A 21,337-nucleotide genomic window follows, 5' to 3' on the forward strand; every position below is an offset into this window, starting at 1 on the left:
ATTGTTGAATGGATTGGCCGCTAGCGGGCTGGCCTCCTTTGTCTACTTTCGCGCTCCCAAGGATCCCAGACATTGGACATTTGGGTTATTTGGTATTGCCACTGCCTTATGGAGTTTTGGGTATTTTGCTTGGCAAGTCTCCGATACTGATTTTTTTGCGCTTCTCAATCTTCGCATCTTAATGGCAGGAGCCATCTTTATTCCCATTACCTTTTTGCATCATATTCTGTATTTACTTGGGAAGGAGAATACTTTTAGCGCGACTATTAAGTGGAATTACCTCGTCGGTGGGGTTTTTCTACTTGCCGATTTTACTCCTTTATTTATTCAAGGTGTCCGCCAGATCTCTGTCTTTCCGTTTTGGGGTGTGCCGGGCTTGGTTTTTCATTTTTGTTTGATTTGGTGGGCCGGTCTTGTAATCTTTGCTCATCTTCTTCTCATCCAGGCCTATACGAAGGAAAGGGGATTGCGTCGAAGGCAATTTTTGTATCTGCTCATAGGCTCTGGAATTGGATACATAGGTGGGGCGACTAATTATCCCCTGTGGTATGGGATTGAAATATTACCCTACGGGACTATTGGCTTTGCGGTATATATTTCAATCGTAGCCTATACCTTGTTGCGATTCCACTGGTTGGAATTTTCAGTGTATGTTGAAAAAGGATTGTCCTATTTTGCTATTTTATTGTTTGTGTCACAGCCTGTTTACCCGATGCTGCTCCTTGCGCAGAAATCCCTTCTTGGTGGCATTAATGTCAGGTTTTCCGTCGTGCAACTTGTGCTTCACCTCTTGACGGTTGTGGGTGTTTATCAAATGAGAGTCGGAACGAAGGGCGCGGTGGCGAGAACCATACTTAAAGGCAGGGAATTGAGGACTCAAGCTCTCTCCAGATTTTCTTCGAAAGTCGCTAACATGCAAAATATTGAAGATTTGGGGCAGGCCATTCTAGAAACGGTAGGAAGAAGCGCTGGAGCATCAAAAGCCGCTATCTTTGTTTTGCAGGTTGAAGAAAATCGGTATAGGGCTGTTTCAAGTTTCGGGTTTTCTCATGATCATCCTGTTATCCAAAATGGATGGGCAATCTCCGATAATCTGCCACAATTATTACTATTCACCCAGTCAAGGGTCTCTATTAAGGACTTAAAGGGGGTAGACTCCAATGAAGGCGAGATGCGCATTGCTGAAATCTTAGAAGAAGCCGGATTAGAGTTGTTTTATCCGATTTTTGGGAATAACCAGTTATTGGGTGTTTTGGCGCTTGGCCCTACGTCTAGTAAAGCTATTCGGATGATGGGTGGGCAAACATTTTGGAATACCATTATTCAGGAATCTGCTCTAGCATTAGAAAATGCTATTTTGCGAGAAGAAATTCACCGTTCTCAAAATTTGCTTTGCCAAGTGGATCGCCTACGGTCCCTTGAGGCCATGGCCAATGGATTGACTCAGGAACTACATAGCCCATTAGTCTCAATTAAAGCTTTTGTTCAAGTGGCTGAATTACGACGTCATGACGGGGAATTTATGGATAGGCTTCATCGTATAGTTGGAGAAGATCTTGCAAAAATAGAAGCCTTAACAAAAGAGATCAGAGAATATGTCAAGCCCTTATCGGGATCATTGAATACAAAAACCCATGTCCATGAAATCATTGATTCCTGTCTGTTGTTTGTGGCAAGCAATCCTTCTTATTATAAAACAATGATTGAGAAGATATTTAGTCCGGATGTCCCGATGATCTCTGTAGATCGACAAGGGCTCATGCAAGCCATTTTTAATGGCCTGCTATTTCTCTTAAAGGATCAATCGCAATTGTCTGGAACTTTGCGAATTGAAACAAAAGCCGATCGACATGCCATGGGACAAAATTGGCTTCAAGTATCAGTGTCGTGGAAAGCTCCAATAGCGTCAATGAATTCCGAGCTGGTTTCAATAGAGGAATGGGATTTTGATGATGTACTTATTGATGAGCCTGATCCGTCCGCTGCGCAAGGGTTAATCCTTGCTCATCAAATTATTCAACGCCATTCTGGATATTTTCATCTTTTGACCAATGAGCGTGGTATTCTTGGATTTCAAATCCAACTGCCCCTCAGTCTCCCTTATGCCAATGAGTACTCCTTGACTTCCTTTCGTAATCCCGCCATTGCTCTTAAGCAAGTGAAGGTAACACCAGACCCTGGCCGTCTTTTTTCGTAGAAAAAATTGGTAGAATTCTTTTTTTAGGTGCTGACTCTTGCTGAGTCAGATCGTTAGTTGCATTGGGTTGTACTTCATTTATGAATAGCTTCTCGCGAAATGAGGATTCCGTTTTTGACCATGTACCATTGGTTGTTTATCGGTGTACTCAACGGGGGATTGATCGAAAGTTTGAATTTGTGACTCCGTTCGTCCATTCCTTGCTAGACCTAACTCCTGAGCAACTAACCCAAGATTCAAAAGCGTTTTTCTCTCGAATACATCCGGAAGATCGGAATATGTGTTTGAGAGGTTGGGAGAATCACACTCATCTGCCCGTGACCATTCGGTTAGAGTATCGAATGTTCGGTGAAGGAAATCGTGTGGTTTGGGTTCAAGAAAATAGTGTGGTGTCTGCTGGGAGCCTCGAAAATGAAATGGTCTGCCACGGGGTGTTAATAGAAATCCCTAATCACCAACAGATCAAAGAGGAATTGCATCGGTGGGACCGAGAGCTTCAATCCTTGACCAGCAATCTTCCCGATATTATTGGACGCTTTGATCGCAAAAATCGTGTGATGTATTTAAATCGGTGGTGGGATAGTGTTGACCCCTTTCCCCCGGAAAAATATTTAGGTAAGCAACTCATAGAGTTGGGAGTCTCCAAAAAGGTCGCAGATATTTTTGAGGAGAAAATTCAATCAGTTTGGAGTAAAGGCATCTCAGAATCTTTGGAAATTTCCCATCCTACTGGACAAGGGCTTAAAAATTTTGAAATTCGATTTTGCCCCGAGCCAACTATTGGTGGACAAATTTTAACTGTATTGTTGATCTGTCGTGATGTAACAAACGTTCGTATGGCTGAGTTGGCTTTTAGGGACAGTGATGAAAAATTTCGCCAATTAGCTGAAACTGTGGATAGTGTATTTTGGATATGGGAGGTAGACCTACAACAAATAGTCTATGTAAGTCCCGCTTACAAACGCCTTTGGGGCGGGGATCCCCAAAAACTCATGAATAATCCCTTTGATTGGCTGACCATCGTTTTTCAAGAAGATCAGTCCAAGGTTGAAAATTTGTTCTTGAAGAGAATTGATGCGAAAGGCCTTGATATTGAATACCGAATTGTTACTCGTCACCATGAGCTACGCTGGGTTCATAACCGAACCTTTCCGGTGAAGGATGCATCAGGGATGATTCACCGGGTCATTGGGATTGCTCAGGATGTGACGGAAAGAAAAAAATGGGAGGAGGAAAGGTTGAGGGGGGCCAAGCTCGAGTCACTTGGTCTTTTGGCTGGAGGACTTGCCCATGATTTCAATAACTTGCTCACGGCAATTTTAGGGCAACTGTCGCTAGCGAAATTTACACTGGACTCATCCAGTCCTCTGTTTAATCGGATTTCTGAGGCTGAACACGCTTCTTTAAGAGCGCAAGATATTGCACGGCAACTTCTAACCTTTTCTAAGGGCGGGGCTCCGGTAAAAAAGACTGTCCTTTTGCAAGAGATAATAAAAGAGAATGTCCAGTTGGTATTGTCCGGATCTAATGTCCGTCCAATCTTTAATGTTGCTGATGATCTGTGGCCAGTCACGATCGATGCAGGCCAAATTTGCCAAGTGATTCATAACCTTGTGATCAATGCCCGGCAGGCGATGGAAGACGGAGGGGAATGTATCATTCAAGCTCACAATGTTAAGGGAGATATGGTCGAACATTCGGATTTTGGACAAATGACTTTGCATGCTCAAGATTGGGTTGAAATCCGATTCAAGGACAAAGGGGTTGGGATTTCTAAGGAAAATCTAGAGAAAATATTTGATCCATATTTTACGACAAAGTCCACAGGGTCAGGGCTCGGCCTTGCAACGTCCTACTCCATCGTTAGGAATCATGGAGGAGTGTTGACTGTGAATTCAGCGCTCGGGGAGGGTAGTACTTTTTCTTTATTTCTCCCAGCTATCCCCATTCAAGAAATGGCTTATGAAGTGCAGGAAAGGCGCGTAAAAATGGGGCATGGCAAAATTCTGATTATGGATGATGAAATTCAAATCCGGAAAGTTCTAGGTGAGATGGTGGAAACGTGTGGATACAGTTACGAGACAGCGAAAGACGGTGAAGAAGCTTTGAGGAATTTTTTCGAGGCATGGGAGGTTGGTTCTCCATTTTCAGCGGTCATTCTTGATTTAACCGTACCTGGAGGACTAGGAGGGAAGGAAGTCCTCAGTCGGCTGTTAACTATAGACCCCCAAGTCAAAGCTATTGTGGTGAGTGGTTATTCAAATGACCCTGTCCTTGCCAATTATCAAGAATATGGTTTCAAGGGTAGAGTGGCAAAGCCCTTTAATCTTGTGGACCTCAGTGTTGTGCTGCAATCCGTTTTAGAGTAAACGACCTCATGCGCCTCGGCCTAGGTGAAGTCCAGGGTATTTGAATAGTTGTTCCTCAAAAAAGGGGAATCCTCATTGGTGATGGATTCCCCCTTTTTTTGTGGCCACTGATTTTAGCAATGCCCTGCCTACGGTTTTTGAAGATAGGTAATGAGCTTCGCTTGCTGATTAATTCTTTATGACAACCAAAAATAAGTTGACACCTTCAGGCTCCTGTTCAATGCGGATTTGATTCTCTGTAAACCCGCATTCCTGGGCAAGCCTGCGAAGGTGCATTTTGCTCCGATGAAATAAATCCCATTTGAAAAGTTCCATGTAGCCGCGACTGGGATTTTCAATAGTAAAATTTCCAATTACCATTTTTCCATTTGGTTTGAGAAGACCGAAGAACCTTTTTAAGGTTCGCTTGAAGATCTCGTCATTGAAATAATCAAATAAACCAGCCGACCAAATCAGGTGGTATGTTTTATTCGGTGAAAAACGAAACACATTCTTGTGCGTAAATTGAATGTGAGCAAGGAAGTCACGACAAAGGTCCTTGGCATAATTGATGGCATTCGCGTCCTGATCAACGCAATCGATCTCAATTTTTGATGTCCCAAGAACCTTGAGGGCTTCATACATATCCCGACCAGGGCCGGAGGCTAGGTTGAGAATATGGCTGGTGGAGGGGGTTTCCATTTTTGTTTTCCATAATTGGTCAAGGAAAAATGACAATCGATTTCTGACTGCCTTAGGTGCTTTTTGGGCATGAAAATACTGATCCCACTTTATTAAAGATGGGTTCGATGATGTGTAGTAATTGTATATTTTTTCAATGATTTGATAATCGCCTGCATATCCTAACGGTTTATGGTACGCCCAACCTTGAATGGTTTCGGGCGAAAGGGCTTCTCCGAAAGCAGCTCGAATTGAATTTAATTGATCAGCGGAAAATATCTTGTGTATGTTTCCACCAGAAAACTGTTGCAGGAGTGTATTCAGCATGGGATAGTCTGTTGGGTCTGGCCCTCCTTTTTTTGAGAATCTGGAAATGAGTTCAGACGTGCCTTGGGCAAGTTTTTGAATTTCTGTGGCACTGTTTGGGAAAAACTGGGAAAGTGGGATAGTGTGTGGAAACATAGGAAACCTCCTTTTGGTGTTTAAAGGAAACAGATGGTTGAAAATGTCCCGGAACGTCAAAGACGGTAGGGATGGGGATGCACAGCGTGAGAATGGGAAAAGATTGTGAACGAAAGAATATCTTAATGTTCCCCTGATGGGGGGACTGGGGAAGGGTAATTCCTGGTCCGGAATTCGTCCGCATAGTTGGACAAAGACCCGGGATTCCTGAAGGTTGACCGCTAAAAGAGGTTTGGAGATTTCATCGGACTGTGTCTATTCCTCCAAATCTTATAAAATGAAGGGACATGTGGAGGGGGAGCACATGAAAAGGAATAAAACGGTCCTGCTTAGTGGACGGGACATTACCCGATCTTAAAGACGCGTGTCTAGAAAAACTAATGTGACGTTTCCGTAGAATTTCATGTAATGGATTACATTCTTGCGACTGCTAGATTAAATTGATCTTTTGGTTTATCTTTTAATTGGTTCGTAGCATGGAAAGATTGTCGTGATTGGGATGGAGGCTTGCGCTATGGTGGCTAGGATTCAATCTTTAAAAATTATTCTTGTCGATGACAAAGATGAAAAAAACTCCAGGTAAAAAAAAATCTAAGCCTTCTGCCAAGGTTGTGCATGGCATTCCAAAAAATAAAAAAGAAAAGTTTCAGAAACGCCTACTGGCATGGTATGGGGAATTCGGTCGGGATCTTCCATGGAGGAGAACATCCGATCCATATAAGATTCTGGTTTCTGAGGTCATGTTGCAACAAACGCAAGTGGATAGGGTTATTCCTAAATTCCACGAGTTTCTTGGAAAATATCCCACTCTGAAGGATCTGGCGGAAGCTCAGCCAGATGATGTTCGAAAGACGTGGTATCCCCTAGGGTACAACATTCGACCATACCGTCTTCATGGCATTGCCTGTGAGACGATTGAGCGGTATGGCGGAGCTATTCCCAATAAACCTGAAGAACTCCTCTCCCTAAAAGGCATTGGTCGGTATACCGCAGGAGCCATCAGGTCATTTGCCTTTAATAAAGATGCGGCTATTTTAGACACCAATGTGATGCGGGTATTGCATCGGATATTTATTGGGAAAGGGGAGGCCAAGAAGCAAAAGGCGGAGTTATGGTTACTCTCTGAAAAACTTATTCCTAGGGGCAAAGGATATGACTTCAACCAGGCGTTAATGGACTTTGGGGCCATGATGTGTACGGCCAGAAAGCCCATTTGTTTATTGTGTCCCATGCGGAATATCTGCCTTACCGTTTCTTCTGATGAAAAGTAATGAGGCTCAGGAGTCGCCACCTATTGTTGTGGCGGCCGCAATTATCTGGCAGAAGGATAGGATTCTCTTGTCAAGGAGAAAGCCGGAGTCCTATCTAGGGGGGCTTTGGGAATTTCCTGGAGGAAAAAAGGAATTTGGAGAAACTCTGGAAGATTGCTTGCGCAGAGAGGTGAAAGAGGAGTTAGGGGTGGAGATAAGTGAACCCGTTTGGTTCCATGCTCTTCATTACCAGTATCCGGAAAAAATGGTGGAGTTGTATTTTTATACCTGTTCCATCATTCTGGGGATTCCTCAAGCGTTAGAGTGCGCTGAAGTCGCCTGGGTTCACAAGCATGATTTGATTTCCTATGAGTTTCCTCCTGCAGATATTCCGGTCATACGCAAAATCATTCAAGTTTGAAATTCGGAGGAGTCAGTATATAGCAGTTCATAATATGGTTTTATCAGGACATGAAGATTATCATTCCTATCGAACCTGCTCGCGCTATTCAGCCGGAATGAACGAAATTGTTAGGGATTGACTTCGTTCCCCCACCCGTGGCCGCTCCTTACCCTGTGCTTGCCCTGTCTGTCTATTCGAAATACAGAGAAGAATGCATCCAGAAGGAAAAGGAGCTGTGAACGTTCAATATTTGCTGAAACCTTCATTCTAATTGTGGTCATTGCCATCTGAGTATTCTTAGATGGCATGGTTCCTCATGTGGGGAGGGTCTGGAATGGCAACAATGACCTGAAGGTGATTCGCCAGTTTTGGGACCGCATGGGTCAGCCTCATCCGCTCATATCATTACTCACAATGGACTGGGCTTTGATTTGTCGCTTTAAGAAAAAAACGGTCCATGATTCATCAAGTAATACCACCCTTTGATGTCAAACTTGCAGAATTTCGACTGAACTCGTGTGCGAAATGATGCCCAGGCCGGAATGAATTCATTCATCGCAGTAAATAAAGTGATGCAGACAAATATTTATTCTATGGAGAGGAGCTGTCCTGAAGTCGTCGAATTTCTTCAGCTTGTTGGTCTACTATTTTTTGAAGATCTCGTAACTGGGAATTCAGTGAATCCATTGTCACGGGTGGTTCAGCTTTTTTATTAGGGGTTGTCTGTGGGCCAGGTTGAGTTAGTTGATTCTTTTTGCTGTTTGGATTTGAAGGGTCGAGACTTTGATAATCGATGCCAATCCAATGATAGGTTGATGGAACTGTCATGAAGGCTTGGACTTCTTCAGTCCTTATGACAGCTTCCTGGTGGAAAAAAGTCAAAGAGGTTGCCTGGCTCTTACGAGAGGAACGTTGCATTTTGGGAGATTCCGCAGGGTAGGGTGTCAAATTTTTTAAAGTCAGCAGTAGAAAGGATGGAGGAAAAACGGCGAGCGTTCCCTGGGCAGAAAAGAAAGGCTCATCAGTCGGTGAACACTTGAAATGGATAATTTCCTCCGGTGTGACCTGAGAAAATGCCATGGATATATGATGTGCCAAAAAATCTATTTGTGAGGGAGAGAATGGTGAAACGGGGTGGTGAGTTGAAAGCAGTAATTGTTGGAGTATGCCTTCCTCTTGATTTATGGCTATTCCCTTTAAAATTTTGGCGATAAGAGATTCTGAAAGAAGTACTGGATGTCTGGGGGTCTTCTTAAGAGTGTGGGAGGTTTTTAGGGAAATAATGCACTCAGGCCCATCCTGGAGAACTGTTTCTACTTCAGGAGTCCAAGAGCACTGCAGGTTGAAGGTCGTCAGGGTAGCGACAATCAGGCATCGTCCGGTAAATCCTATCGGTTTGAAATGACGTAAAGACGGAGTGAATGAATGTAGAAGTGCTTGGATCACTTCGCCAGTTGTTCAGGAGTCAAGAGCCAGAATTTTCCGGACAGCAATGGAGAAGGTAAATTGATGGTGATTAAATCTGTCGAATTCCACAGGCACGGGCAATTCCCTCCTGATAGCGTGACCACAAGTTCAGCGTCTCTTCTAGGAGAGAGAGAACCTTGATCTGATCACTGCTTTCATCTGTGTGATGGGTAACCATGTCATAGACAGTTTTGCGGGATCCTGCGGAAAACATATGTTGTGCGCGAATATAATCCATAAATGCTGGTGATAAGCCTTGGTGCTGACTTAAATAATGTTTCCGGACGATATCTTCGATCTCCTCCTGGTTTTGTGCCGGCTTCGGGTAGAGCACTTCTTCCGGATCGTTGGCAGTTCCTTTAATGAAAATTGAGAGCACCGCCGCTCCCACCGACCAGTCTTCATCCTGGCATATTTGATTTAACCATTCTCGATATCCCCGGCTCGATGCCAACAGTTCCACATCCCGAAACCCCGCCCGATCAAATCCAAGTCCATTCATCATGTGGAGAAAAAGTTCTTGGTGAGGTTGCCCAAGTGAAAACCCACCGGTTTCTTCTTCATAAATTATTGTGGCGAGCAGCCGGCGAGCTTCCCATGGAGGATTTTTCCCGAGAATTTGAGCGAGAAGCACAGAGAAATCTCTAACATAGACGACGTATTCCTGATGAAAGTAAATATTCAATTTTTCTTTGGTAATTGTGCTTCCTTCCAAAAATGGAGTGGCCCAATGGTGTTTTCGGCGAAGCACATCAAATATGCGGTCACGAAATTGTTCTGGTGAAAGTTTTCTCATATAGAGGGGTTATCCCTTATCTCGGTCTATTTTCATGAAAAGAAAAGGTAGGGTTTTGAAAAGGTATGAGATTATGATAGACAGTGTAAGTGCCTATGTAATGAAATTATATTATCACATATTAAAGGAGTCAGTAACAATGCAACCCATTAACCTTGCCGATCCTGCGGCCATTTTAGAATTTTTAGCGGACGTGACTCTGCGTGGCGAAGGGGTCACTGCAGAAAATCTAATGGAATATGTGATGGACGAAGGATTTACCGAGCCAACCTACTTGAGTGCCAAAGGGGAAGATCCTCTGGCATTCTACCAGGGGCAACCGAATGCTTGGGGAATTTATCAAATCCGTGAATGGAAACGAGTCTTAGTTATTTCTGGAGGAGCAGGAAAGGAAAGGCGAGCTCAAATTACAGAAACTCCTTAAGCAAATCCCAATTATGAGTCATGATAGCATGGGGAGTGTCTTATCCTTTTCTGATGAGGCGTGCTTGCCTACATCATCTGGTTGCCAGGAATCTATCTCAATACCAGCCTCCTATTAATTTTCCTTCTTCAAAATAGAGATATCTGTGCTTAATTGTGCTTGAATCAATCCAGTCTTCATAGACCCATTCTTCTCGTCGTATCCCTTTTTCTGTATAGCTGACATTCATTTGATAGGGGGAGCCCCAGGCATCCATCACTTGTTCACGACTCATGCCAGCCATAACCGATTTGTCTTGTAGGTGTTGTTCAAAGGTTGGGTCGAGTAATCGAGGTACGACCCCCCACCAGAGCATCCACAGTGCAAAGGCTACTAAAAACCCATATATTGTCAGCCGAACTGGGCGTCGACAGATCCATGGCGTAATTTGAGATTCGCTGCTTGTCGGCTGAGAGAGGTCTTCAGCCTCCTGGCGGGAATTGCTTCTTTCCTCAGAGAGAGAAGGAGGAGATATTTTTAGATTTTCGTGTGTTAACATAATTAAGGTAATTTACTCATCACTCTAGCAGTGGATTTCAAGGCGGGTCAAGGCAAAGCCGTATGTTTCTTGAAGTTGAACAGAACCCCAATTTTGATGGTTCGTATTTCATGCGGTTTAAGGAGTTGGGGCCTCCTCGGAGGGTTTCACATGTGAAATCCTATGATCGGAATTCCCAGGGAGAATGGTGTGTGGTGACCGGGTGGTGTGAGGATGCTGATCAACCATTTCAGCCTGCTTATGCCCAAATGGTAGAAGATTCCGGTTCCGGATCAACGTTTATTGTTTTTGGAGGAAGCTGGGGTATTCGATTGAAACTCGAAAGCGATACAAATGATTGGAATATCGAAGATGCCAATCAATGGGGCGAAGGTTATTTATCAATCGGAGAAGAACGGGATCTTCGATATGAGTAACGTCGAGGAGAGGTCAAGTTTCAAGCAAAAATCCTGGAAGCAGATTACTCATCGTAGTGAGGCTGAGGAACGGATTTGACCGGTGGCGAAGGAGGAGGAAGACGTTCCTGAAATTCAGGTGAATAGGGATTGAGTGTGGATTCATGGGTTAATCGTTGCTGAGTCTTCACGATTTGAAGGCTTTGGGTGGTGATTTCCAATCGGTCAATCGGAGTGTCAATTGAAAGAATGTTGGGAATTCCATTAATGGCAAACAATTGATAGGCTAGAGACCATGCGAGATTTCTTTTTCCCTGTTCCTTGACGATGAAATCTGCCTCCCGTGACGGCTCACCCTTAAAAATCAGGATCCAGAGATTGGATCGAAAGGTTGGGGCTGATTGTTCTATTGGGGGGATAAATTCAGGGACGAGCGAAGGAATGCTTCTTATGGGAACCGCAGGGGAAAATTCCACTTCACATCGTTGCACATACAGGGTTGGAAGGTTCTTGCCTTCATTTAAATCGGGAATGTACGCGAAAGAATACCGAACTTGAATACCATTTCGAACGTAGGTGTACACGTCCTCGCCATTTCCTGGTGAAACCAAATTTTTGAAATATTTTTCCCAATCGGGGAATGTATAATAGCTAAAAACACGGAGGGCGGCCTTTCGTGATCGGACTGCCTTCGGCATTCCTAATGTTTGGCGTAGTTCTTCCTGGGTTAAACCCAAATAGCCATCTTCGAAGTAGGGTTTGGCTACGGCAGGGGTAGGCCATAAGAATCCTCCTGTGTTACAAAGTAGGGAGGCCAAAACAGCAAAGGCAATCCATGCAGTAGGCCTTTTACAAAGTGAGAAGGAAAATGTCATAAAAAGATGACTTGCAGTTTTGTCATCCTATTTCTTGAAATTCCTGGAAGTCAAGATAATGATGCTTGAGGATGGGGAAATAAGGTTGAGTTGTTGCCCGCGAGTTGAGATGTATTTTGATTGATGAGGGGGGGGTAAGAATGAACACACTGGAAGCGGCGTTAGAATCTCGGATCCTTGTGCTGGATGGTGCCATGGGAACCATGATTCAAGCCCATAATCTGAGTGAAGTTGATTTTCGCGGGACGCGTTATGTCGACCACGTCTGTGATGTTAAAGGCAATAATGACCTGCTGACTCTGACGCAACCCAAAATTATTGAAGATATCCACGTGCAATATCTTCAAGCCGGAGCCGATATCATTGAAACAAATACCTTCAATTCCAATGCGATATCTCTGGCCGATTATCAGATGGAGGGGTTGGCGCACGAATTGAATTTGGCGGCGGGACAGGTGGCTAAGCGGGCTGTTGCTCGGGTGCAAGCTGAGCAACCTGGGCGGACGTGTTGGGTCGCCGGAGCATTTGGCCCGACAAATCGAACGGCTTCGATGTCACCTGATGTGAATAATCCAGCATTTCGAGCCGTCACCTTCGATGATTTAGCCGAAGCTTACTATGAGCAGGTACGGGGTTTGGTCGAAGGGGGTGTCGATCTTCTTATCGTTGAAACCATTTTTGATACCCTCAATGCCAAGGCCGCCTTTTATGCAATTGCCCGGTACTGCGATGAAGTACAGCGTCAATTGCCCATAATGGCATCGGTGACCATTACGGACCTGAGTGGCCGTACGTTATCAGGACAACTTATCGAAGCCTTTTGGAATTCTATTTCTCATGTCAATCTTTTGAGTGTGGGGATTAATTGCGCATTAGGGGCCAAACAAATGCGGCCCTATATTGAAGAACTTTCCAAGGTCGCGCCCATCTATATTAGTTGCTATCCCAATGCGGGTTTACCCAATGCCTTCGGCGGGTTCGATGAGACACCAGAACGCATGGGCGCAGATCTCAGAGATTTTGCCAGCCAAGGATGGGTCAATATTGTCGGCGGGTGTTGCGGGAGCACACCCGAGCATATTCGGGCCATAGCGGAAGGGGTCAAGGATTGCGCCCCGCACAAAAAAACGCATGTTCCCCGTATGACTCGGTTAAGTGGATTTGAACCTTTAACGATCAGGCCGGAATCCAATTTTGTCAATATTGGAGAACGTACGAATGTGACGGGTTCGCCCAAGTTTTCCAAATTAATTTTAAACGGGAAACTTGAAGAAGCCCTGGCCATAGCGCGCCAGCAAGTCGACGGGGGTGCGCAAATTATCGATGTGAATATGGATGAAGGCCTCTTGGATTCAGAAAAAGCAATGGTGGAATTTTTGAATTTAATCGGATCCGAACCCGATATCGCTCGTGTGCCCATCATGATTGATAGCTCCAAATGGTCCGTCATTGAAGCTGGTCTGAAGTGTATTCAGGGAAAAGGTGTGGTGAATTCCATTAGTCTCAAGGAAGGGGAAGCCCAATTCCTCGAGCAGGCTCACCTGATTCGTCGGTATGGGGCCGCTGTTGTCGTCATGGCATTCGATGAAACCGGGCAAGCCGATACGCTTGATCGAAAGGTGGAAATCTGTACGAGGGTCTATCGTCTCTTGACCGAAAAGCTCAACTTTCCGCCGGAGGACATTATTTTTGATCCGAATATTTTGACTGTCGCGACTGGCATGGAAGAGCATAACGCCTATGCTGTGAATTTCATTGAAGCCACTAGACAAATAAAAGCCACATTGCCTTTCTGCAAAGTCAGTGGGGGAGTCAGTAATATTTCGTTTTCATTCCGTGGAAATAATACGGTGCGCGAAGCCATTCATTCCGCGTTCCTCTACCATGCGATCAAAGCGGGAATGGACATGGGGATTGTGAATGCCGGTCAGTTAGGAGTCTACGAAGAATTACCCAAAGATCTACTTAACTTAGTAGAAGATGTCCTGTTGAATAGACGGCCAGAAGCCACGGAGGAATTAGTGACCTTTGCCGAGACCGTCAAGCAACAGGGTAAAACGATTGTGAAAGATGATGCGTGGCGGCAGGGGACAGTAGAAGAACGTCTGGCGCATGCGTTGATAAAAGGGATTGTCGAATTCATTGATGCCGATGCGGAGGAAGCCCGTCAGAAACTCAATAAGCCTCTAGATGTCATTGAGGGGCCATTAATGGCTGGGATGAATGTGATCGGAGAGCTATTTGGTGCGGGGAAAATGTTTTTGCCGCAAGTGGTCAAAAGTGCGCGGGTCATGAAAAAGGCTGTGGCGTATTTATTGCCGTTTATGGATGCGGAAAAAGTTGAAGGCGAGAGCAGAAGTCAGGGTAAAATCTTGCTTGCAACAGTAAAGGGCGATGTGCATGACATTGGGAAGAACATCGTTGGAGTTGTGTTGGCCTGCAATAATTATGAAATTCTTGATCTGGGAGTGATGGTGCCTTGTGACAAAATTTTGCAGACAGCTCGGCAAGAAAAAGTTGATCTGATTGGGCTTAGTGGACTGATTACACCTTCGTTGGATGAAATGGTTCATAATGCACGAGAAATGACTCGAGAAGGTTTCTCTATCCCTCTATTAATTGGGGGAGCTACCACCAGCAAGGCCCACACTGCCGTAAAAATTGCGCCAGGATATACCAGCCCGGTTGTACATGTTTTAGATGCGTCTCTAGCGGTCAATGTCGTGCGCAAGTTAATGAGCCAGGACGATAAGGACGCTTTTGTGCAGGAAGTTCAAGAAAAACAACGGAAAACGCGAGAAGCTTATCTGTCCAAAAACACCGCCAAAAAGTTCGTATCATTGGAGGAAGCAAGAAAACAGCATTTCGTCATAAATTGGGAAGTGACGAGCATTGCTAAGCCAAGTTTCCTTGGGGTTAAAGTCCTTGAGGATGTTTCCCTCGAGACCCTTGTCCCCCTAATTGACTGGTCTCCATTTTTTCGCGCCTGGCAATTACGTGGGAAATATCCAATGATTTTTGAAGACTCGGTAGTTGGGCCAAAAGCCAAAGAACTCTTTGATGATGCTCAAAAGCTTTTACAGGAAATCATGGACCGAAAGCTCCTTACGGCAAAAGGCGTCTATGGATTATTTCCAGCTAACAGTCAGGACGATGACATCATCATCTATTCTAATGAAACCCGTTCGGAAGCGGTATCGGTCTTTCATACCTTGCGACAACAAGTAGAAAAACCCAGAGGGGACTCGTACTTTGCGTTGGCCGATTTTGTGGCCCCACAGTCCAGCGGTATCGCTGATTATATTGGTGGGTTTGCGGTTACGGCGGGAATCGGCATCGAAGCCATTTGTCAGCGGTTTGAAAAAGACCATGATGATTATAATGCCATCATGACAAAAGCCCTGGCTGATCGTTTAGCCGAGGCCTTTGCCGAATGGCTCCATCGCGAAGTCCGACAGGAATGGGGATTTGGCCAAGATGAGCAATTGACAAATGAGGAACTCATTCAAGAAAAATATCGTGGGATTCGCCCAGCACCCGGGTACCCGGCCTGTCCCGATCATACTGAGAAACAGCATCTGTTTGAATGGCTGCAGGTAGAAAAATCGGTAGGTATTCAATTGACTGAGTCGTACGCAATGTATCCCACTGCATCCGTCAGTGGTTTCTACTTTGCTCACCCTCAAGCCAAATTCTTTTCTGTTGGAAAATTGCAGAAAGATCAGATCGAGGATTATGGTAAGCGGAAAGGGATGGATTTACCGGAGGTAGAACGGTGGCTCTCCTCAAATTTGGGCTACGACCCTACTTGAGGGTTTGGGAGTGCCTCATTTGACTATCAAATTTTTAGGTTGACGGGGTTGTTCTATTAAAACCTCAAGGAGAAGGCGAAAAGAAAAGTGCGATGAAGCTGGGCTGAAAGCTACGAGTGCTAATCTGGATCAGAATATCGTTGGCCACGTTCTCCCGACCATTTGGTAATTCCGACCTCTTGTGATTCCCATAAGGCCTGAGTTTCTTGAGCTGCCAACTCGGCTTCCTTGGCCCGCCTTTCCACTTCTGGTAGTTTCTGGAGTTCTTTTGAGCGGGCTTGGTCTGGTTCCGGGCCCCTTCCTCGCGGTGAATTTTTGAGTAACACATTGATTGGCATATTTACCTCATGTTTTACCGTAAGTCTTCATGGATAGCGCCTCGTCACGTGGACTGTCAAGTCTGATGGAGGGAAAGACTGCCTGGCTAGAATAGCCGGTAATGACAGTCCATCTAAGTGAGACTTTTGCTCGTATTTTTGGCGCATTCCTTTCAACGAATTCCAGAGGAAAGTTGTTCTTTGATGGATCCCTTCTAATCAAGGCTTCCTTCTTGGCCCAATCGCTGGGATAGTTGCGCCCTACTTGGCTTTTCAGTCTGCGTCCTTATTCGCACGTTTATTATTAGACCAGGATTGGTTGGAGGGTGTCGGGGCATTCAAGCATAGAAGATTCAACGGGGTGTCCAATGCTCTGAAGGGCTTTCACAATCCATTGATATCGTTCTTCAGCCCAGCTATCGAAAGCGGAGGAATTTTCAAATACCAAGTCCCAGGCGGGCACCGAGTCTAAGAGCAACAATTGGTGCGGAGCGTTTTGTCCTGGAAAATACACGACCAAAACTGCCGATTTTCCCATGAGACTGATATCCGTAAACATATGAATCATGGCTTGGTCTGGAATCTCAACCGTGCGGGAGGCGGCTTCAACGATCGGTCCATAAATACGGTGGAGGAATTGTTGTATGGTTTCATAAGGGGATTTGCTTTGATGAAGGTGGGGATTTGGCGTCTCACCCAACAGGTTAGTCACTAGGTATTGGAGGGCTTCCCATGAGGGCATCGTTCCAGCATTGACTAACGAATCCATTAAGTACGACATCCAGTTCCGACATGCAGGCATGATTCTATTGCTCATGGTCATTTCCTCACAGCTAATTCCTAGGGATCCTAAGAAATTTAAGAGTTGTTGATGAAGAGTACGCTACCAGACAAGGAAGGAATTCCTAGGGCAGATGAGTGATTTTAATACGAAGATATTATTGGGTCAAATATTTAAAATTTTTCTAATCTAATACTGTTATCCTGTGCAATTGCCCTTGACCATGGTTTTTTCAAGGACTTAGAATGGGGAATCTATTTAATGAAAAATTTATTTAAAATCAATGAGTTACTTTTAATGTGATTATAGATGGATAGGTTTCTTATCATTTTGGTTTGATTGACCTAAATGGGAATAAATAATTTTACCTAGGGTGCAAACATGAGGATAAATTATGATAAAGGTGGGTTGATTCGCCCTGATAAGATTCAATTACCAAGAACGACCAATTTCAAAAATTCACCCAGCAAGGCAAAAATCTTGTTGGTTTTTCCGCCTGACTGGTACCCCTCAGAACCCTATTTGAGCCTTCCGACTTTAACAGCTTTTCTTCGATCTGCCGGCCATGACGTCGTTCAAAAAGATGTCAATTTAGAAATGTACGACTGGTATTTTAGCCGGGATTTCCTCCGTCGCATTCTTAAAAAAGTTCCTCAGCAACTTGATCGCCTCAAAAAGATTGGGAAGAGTCGTGAGTTAACTGATGTGGAAGTGGACCTTCAGTTAGCTCTCTGCAATTGTACCCGAGGCTACATGAGCGATTTAGCTGAAAGAGCTGAGAAAGCGAAGGAAATTGTTCGAAGCCAAGAGTTTTACGAGAGTGAGAAGCTGGAATGGGTGATGAACACCTTCAGGGAAGTGACCGCCACGATATCCTTGGTGTATGCCCCGGCAAGAATTTGCATGCCTCCTATGGAAACTGATTTATCCTATAAGCTGTTTATGTCGTCTGAAGTGCTTGAAGCCGTTGAAGATACCCAAGTAAATGTCTATCGGGACGTGTTTGAGGAAATTCTGAAGCCTGCCATTCTAGCCGAAAAGCCCGATGTCATTGGGATTTCAATAGTTCTTCGACAGCAATTGTTTTCCTCTATGACCTTTTGTGCACTCATTAAGGAGCAATTCCCCGATATTCATGTAACGATTGGAGGCAATACCGTAACCCGTCTGAGAGAAGTGCTTCCAGATATTCCGAAGTTATTCGCCTTATTTGACAGCGCGATTGTCTATGAAGGGGAAACTGCCCTGTTGCGATTGGTGGAAGCCATAGGCTCGGATGGGGATTTATCACATGTTCCTAATTTATTATTCCGAGATGCAGAGGGTATTCATGTGAATTCCGAATCCTACGCCGAAAATATGGGCGAGTTGCCTCCCCCGGATTTCGACGGATTGCCATTAGAGAAATACTTTGTACCTGAGCCGATTCTTCCCTATTTAGCCACTCGCGGATGTTATTGGGGGCGGTGTGAGTTCTGTGATCATGGTGAGGGTTATACGGCAGGGTACCGGACCAAAAGGGATTGGCAGATTATTGATGAACTCACCCATTTGAAAAATAAGTATCATGCCCGGAGTTTTCATTTTACGGATGAATCTTATCCCCCTGCCTTATTTCGGAAGCTCACGAAGAAATTGATTGAGTCGAACTTAGATATTGCCTGGACCACACATATCCGTTTTGAAAAGAGTCTCCTTGAGGACCAAGTCTGGGCGGATGCCCAGACATCTGGATGCAAATTTCTCCATATGGGCTATGAATCTGGAAGTGAACGTGTGCTTCAACTCATGGACAAAGCAACCACGACGGAGGTTATCCAGCGAAGTTTAGAGTTGTCCTCCCAACATGGGGTTTGGAATCATGTCATGGGATTTTTTGGGTTCCCAGGGGAAACCTACCAAGATGCGAAATTCTCTATTCAATTTTTAGAAGATAATCGAGAACATGTCCATTCAATTGGATTTGGGACCTTTGATTTGAGCAAGCATACCCCCGTCGCGAAGAATCCTGAAAAGTTTGGCATTACCTATTATAAAAATCCGGAATGGGATTTGGCCTTGGATTATTATTTTACGGTGAAAGAAGGGTTAAGTGTTGAGGATGCCGAACGGGTATTCGAAGAATTTGAGCAAAATCATTATGCGGGGTGGGATTTGAAAATCTTCATCCGAGAATATGTGTTTTTATACGTGGCCCACTTCGGAACCAATAAATTACCTTCCCTGCAATTTCGCCTCGACTCACAAGATTCCTCATCGAAATTAGCCTCTGTCTAATGTCAGGAGCGTTGATCATATGACTGAATCCTTAATTGAAATCGAGCGTAGTGGTTCAACCGATAAATCCAGGCGTATTTTTAAAACGATGTTGCTCTTTCCTCCGGAATGGGTTCCCACCGCTCCGTATCTTGCCCTGCCCAGTCTGACTGCAGTTCTTCGCTCATATGGCCATGAGGTGATACAGAAAGATGTCAACATCGAAATGTATGACTGGTTTTTTAGTGATACCTTTTTAATCTGGGTCAAGCTTCGAATAGATCAGCAGCGACGAGGTTTGAACGAACGGGAAGCCCGAAATGAATTGACTGATTTTGAACGGGACCGACTGGCCTGTTTGGCATCGCAAGACGCTATAGATGTGATGGAATTGGCTGAACGAGCGATTGAAGCCAAAGTCATCGTGAGAGGCGAGGCATTTTATGATGCAGAAAAATTGGAATGGGCCTTGAAAACGTTTAGAGATGTCATGCAATTTATTTCTGCAGCCTATTTTCCTGCTTCCCTCGTGTTCTATCCCATGGAAAGTAATCTGGGGTATCGCTCGGGAGTCTCGACTGAAGTGTTAGCATGCCTGGATGACGACCTTGTCAACGTGTATCGGGATGTGTGCCGTCAGTTAGTGCTCCCTGCTATTCAGAAAGAACAACCGGAAGTGATAGGCGTTTCCGTCGGAACTCAAATGCAACTCTTGGCGGGCATGACCTTTTGCAAAATGATTAAAGAGGAATTCCCTGACATTCATGTGACGGTGGGTGGCAACGTGATTACCCGATTAAAAGATGATCTTCCCAAACGGAAGGAATTTTTTACGCAAGTCTTTGACTCGGCCATTTTGTATGAAGGCGAACATGCGCTGGTTTGGTTGCTGGAAGCTCTGGCGGGGGAACGAGACTGGGAAAAGGTCCCTAACTTGATGTGGCATCAAGGGGGGGAGGTTCGTGTGAATGATGAAATATATACCGAAAAGACGACGGCCCTGCCTCTTCCGGATTTTGAGGGGTTGCCGTTGGATACCTATTTCGTCCCGGTTCGAATTTTACCCTACTTGGCTACACGAGGGTGTTACTGGGGACGATGTACCTTTTGTGATCATGGGCAGGGATATTTCGATCAATATCGTGGAAAACCCGCGCATGATGTTGTCCGAGAAATCAAAGCATTGAAAGAGAAATATCAGGCAGAGCACTTTTTGTTTTCAGATGAATCCTATCCTCCCGCGTTATTAAAGAAAGTATCGCAATTGTTAATTGAGGAGCAGGTGGGGATAAAATGGACGACCTTAATCCGGTTTGAAGAATCATTGCAGGATCCTGAAATATGGAAGCAAGCCGTTCAAGCGGGTTGTTGCACGCTGTATTATGGAATGGAATCGGCAAATGAGCGTGTTTTGGAGCTCATGGATAAGCATGCGAAAAAGGCTGTGATTGAAAATAATCTACGGGAGGCCGCCAAAGCTGGGATCTGGAATCATGTCATGGCTTTTTATGGATTTCCAGGTGAAACACGGGATGAAGCGGAGGAGACACGAGAATTTCTCCTTGAAAATAAACGGTATATTCATTCGGTGGAATTATTCTATTTTGTGGCCTACCGGCATACACCAATGGTTCGGAATCCTGATAAGTTTGGTATCACCATTCATAAGCAGGAAGAGTATGATATGCCTCTCGATTACTATTATACGCTTAAAGAACCTGGTGGAATCACGTGTTTGGAGGCGATGCAATTGGCAGAGGAGTTTTATCAGAAGGACTTTGAGCCATGGGCTGTTAGAGTCAATGCTCGTGAACATGTATTTCTCTATATTTCTAAATTCGGTACGAATTACTTGCCTCAGATCTATGCGATGAAAGCCGGGCAGGATGAACCGCGAACTGATGGTGTGCAAGGTCTCATTACCTGGCCTGTGTCTCATGCGCCTTCAGATAAAAATTCAAAAGGTGAGCCTGGAATGTCCCGGGTGGTCAGTCATGCTGCTCCGTGATCATCTTTTTGTGGAGAGGAACGGCTATTCAGCAGATGATCGGATAAAATTTGATAGGCTGCATGAATTTCCTTAGTTTTGGTCTCTCCCTTTTTGTACATTTCCATATATTTCGCTGGATTATTGGTGAGACCTGCGTAACGTGAGGGGAACCAGACTCGCCTGCCTTCTTCATACCGTTGCTGTAAGGCATCATGAGAAAATGGCTCGGTTAGATTCAAGAGAAGCAGTGCGTGTTCTACGGTCATAGAATTTGAATCACTTGAGGAGATCATGAATTTTCCATCAGAAGGTTTTATAATGCCCAGCTGCCTGATTGATATTCTC

General features: G+C 44.8%; 17 protein-coding genes. 9 read left to right on the plus strand and 8 right to left on the minus strand.

The window, feature by feature from the left end:
• Positions 1–646: 646 nt before the first annotated feature.
• Entirely contained in the window at positions 647–2,197 is a 1,551-nt protein-coding gene (locus tag AAH187_RS10030) for a hypothetical protein (RefSeq protein WP_342348320.1), read from the plus strand.
• Positions 2,198–2,277: 80 nt separating this feature from the next.
• A complete protein-coding gene (locus AAH187_RS10035; protein WP_342348321.1) occupies positions 2,278–4,566 on the plus strand; it encodes a PAS domain-containing protein in 2,289 nt (762 codons plus the stop codon).
• Positions 4,567–4,734: 168 nt separating this feature from the next.
• Here the strand turns inward: AAH187_RS10035 and AAH187_RS10040 are convergent, their stop codons facing one another.
• A complete protein-coding gene (locus AAH187_RS10040; protein ID WP_342348322.1) occupies positions 4,735–5,553 on the minus strand; it encodes a class I SAM-dependent methyltransferase in 819 nt (272 codons plus the stop codon).
• 698 nt (positions 5,554–6,251) lie between these two features.
• On the opposite strand from AAH187_RS10040, the gene AAH187_RS10045 reads away from it, so the two are divergent.
• On the plus strand, positions 6,252–6,959 hold the full coding sequence (locus AAH187_RS10045) for an A/G-specific adenine glycosylase (RefSeq protein WP_342348323.1): 708 nt from the start codon (positions 6,252–6,254) through the stop codon (positions 6,957–6,959).
• Complete coding sequence (mutT, locus tag AAH187_RS10050) at positions 6,949–7,359, plus strand: 8-oxo-dGTP diphosphatase MutT (protein ID WP_342348324.1); 411 nt, start codon at positions 6,949–6,951, stop codon at positions 7,357–7,359. Before AAH187_RS10045 ends, mutT begins: the two co-directional genes overlap by 11 nt.
• A 573-nt stretch (positions 7,360–7,932) precedes the next feature.
• On the opposite strand, the gene AAH187_RS10055 is transcribed toward mutT, so the two are convergent.
• Together AAH187_RS10055 and AAH187_RS10060 are read right to left on the minus strand one after the other, a co-directional pair.
• On the minus strand, positions 7,933–8,169 hold the full coding sequence (locus tag AAH187_RS10055) for a hypothetical protein (RefSeq protein WP_342348325.1): 237 nt from the start codon (positions 8,167–8,169) through the stop codon (positions 7,933–7,935).
• Positions 8,170–8,857: 688 nt separating this feature from the next.
• The gene (locus AAH187_RS10060) at positions 8,858–9,604 is read right to left on the minus strand and encodes an iron-containing redox enzyme family protein (protein WP_342348326.1); all 747 of its coding nucleotides are present in this window, start codon (positions 9,602–9,604) and stop codon (positions 8,858–8,860) included.
• A gap of 139 nt (positions 9,605–9,743) precedes the next feature.
• Between AAH187_RS10060 and AAH187_RS10065 the strand changes: the two genes are divergently transcribed.
• A complete protein-coding gene (locus AAH187_RS10065; protein WP_342348327.1) occupies positions 9,744–10,028 on the plus strand; it encodes a hypothetical protein in 285 nt (94 codons plus the stop codon).
• A gap of 97 nt (positions 10,029–10,125) precedes the next feature.
• Here AAH187_RS10065 and AAH187_RS10070 read toward each other — a convergent pair whose 3' ends face one another.
• The gene (locus AAH187_RS10070) at positions 10,126–10,566 is read right to left on the minus strand and encodes a hypothetical protein (protein WP_342348328.1); all 441 of its coding nucleotides are present in this window, start codon (positions 10,564–10,566) and stop codon (positions 10,126–10,128) included.
• A 62-nt stretch (positions 10,567–10,628) separates the two neighbouring features.
• Here AAH187_RS10070 and AAH187_RS10075 point away from each other — a divergent pair, with 62 nt between their 5' ends.
• Positions 10,629–10,982: a hypothetical protein gene (locus tag AAH187_RS10075; protein WP_342348329.1), complete on the plus strand. Its 354-nt coding sequence runs from the start codon at positions 10,629–10,631 to the stop codon at positions 10,980–10,982.
• Between the two features lie 44 nt (positions 10,983–11,026).
• Here AAH187_RS10075 and AAH187_RS10080 read toward each other — a convergent pair whose 3' ends face one another.
• A complete protein-coding gene (locus tag AAH187_RS10080) occupies positions 11,027–11,779 on the minus strand; it encodes a hypothetical protein (RefSeq protein WP_342348330.1) in 753 nt (250 codons plus the stop codon).
• Positions 11,780–11,976: 197 nt separating this feature from the next.
• On the opposite strand from AAH187_RS10080, the gene metH reads away from it, so the two are divergent.
• Positions 11,977–15,648, plus strand: a complete 3,672-nt coding sequence (metH, locus tag AAH187_RS10085; RefSeq protein ID WP_342348331.1) for a methionine synthase — start codon at positions 11,977–11,979, stop codon at positions 15,646–15,648.
• Between the two features lie 119 nt (positions 15,649–15,767).
• Here the strand turns inward: metH and AAH187_RS10090 are convergent, their stop codons facing one another.
• Both AAH187_RS10090 and AAH187_RS10095 read right to left on the minus strand, forming a co-directional pair.
• Positions 15,768–15,986, minus strand: coding sequence for a hypothetical protein (locus tag AAH187_RS10090; protein WP_342348332.1), 219 nt, complete (start codon positions 15,984–15,986; stop codon positions 15,768–15,770).
• Positions 15,987–16,269: 283 nt separating this feature from the next.
• Positions 16,270–16,782, minus strand: coding sequence for a hypothetical protein (locus AAH187_RS10095; RefSeq protein WP_342348333.1), 513 nt, complete (start codon positions 16,780–16,782; stop codon positions 16,270–16,272).
• A gap of 345 nt (positions 16,783–17,127) precedes the next feature.
• Between AAH187_RS10095 and AAH187_RS10100 the strand changes: the two genes are divergently transcribed.
• Positions 17,128–19,023 carry a radical SAM protein gene (locus AAH187_RS10100; protein WP_342348334.1) on the plus strand — a complete coding sequence of 632 codons (1,896 nt, stop codon included), beginning with the start codon at positions 17,128–17,130 and terminating at the stop codon, positions 19,021–19,023.
• Positions 19,024–19,042: 19 nt separating this feature from the next.
• Positions 19,043–21,010 carry a radical SAM protein gene (locus tag AAH187_RS10105; RefSeq protein WP_342348335.1) on the plus strand — a complete coding sequence of 656 codons (1,968 nt, stop codon included), beginning with the start codon at positions 19,043–19,045 and terminating at the stop codon, positions 21,008–21,010.
• Here the strand turns inward: AAH187_RS10105 and AAH187_RS10110 are convergent.
• A complete protein-coding gene (locus AAH187_RS10110) occupies positions 20,995–21,258 on the minus strand; it encodes a hypothetical protein (RefSeq protein ID WP_342348336.1) in 264 nt (87 codons plus the stop codon). The genes AAH187_RS10105 and AAH187_RS10110 overlap by 16 nt on opposite strands.
• Between the last annotated feature and the right edge of the window lie 79 nt (positions 21,259–21,337).

Source organism: uncultured Nitrospira sp. (assembly GCA_902500695.1).
Classification (GTDB): Bacteria; Nitrospirota; Nitrospiria; order Nitrospirales; family UBA8639; genus Nitrospira_E.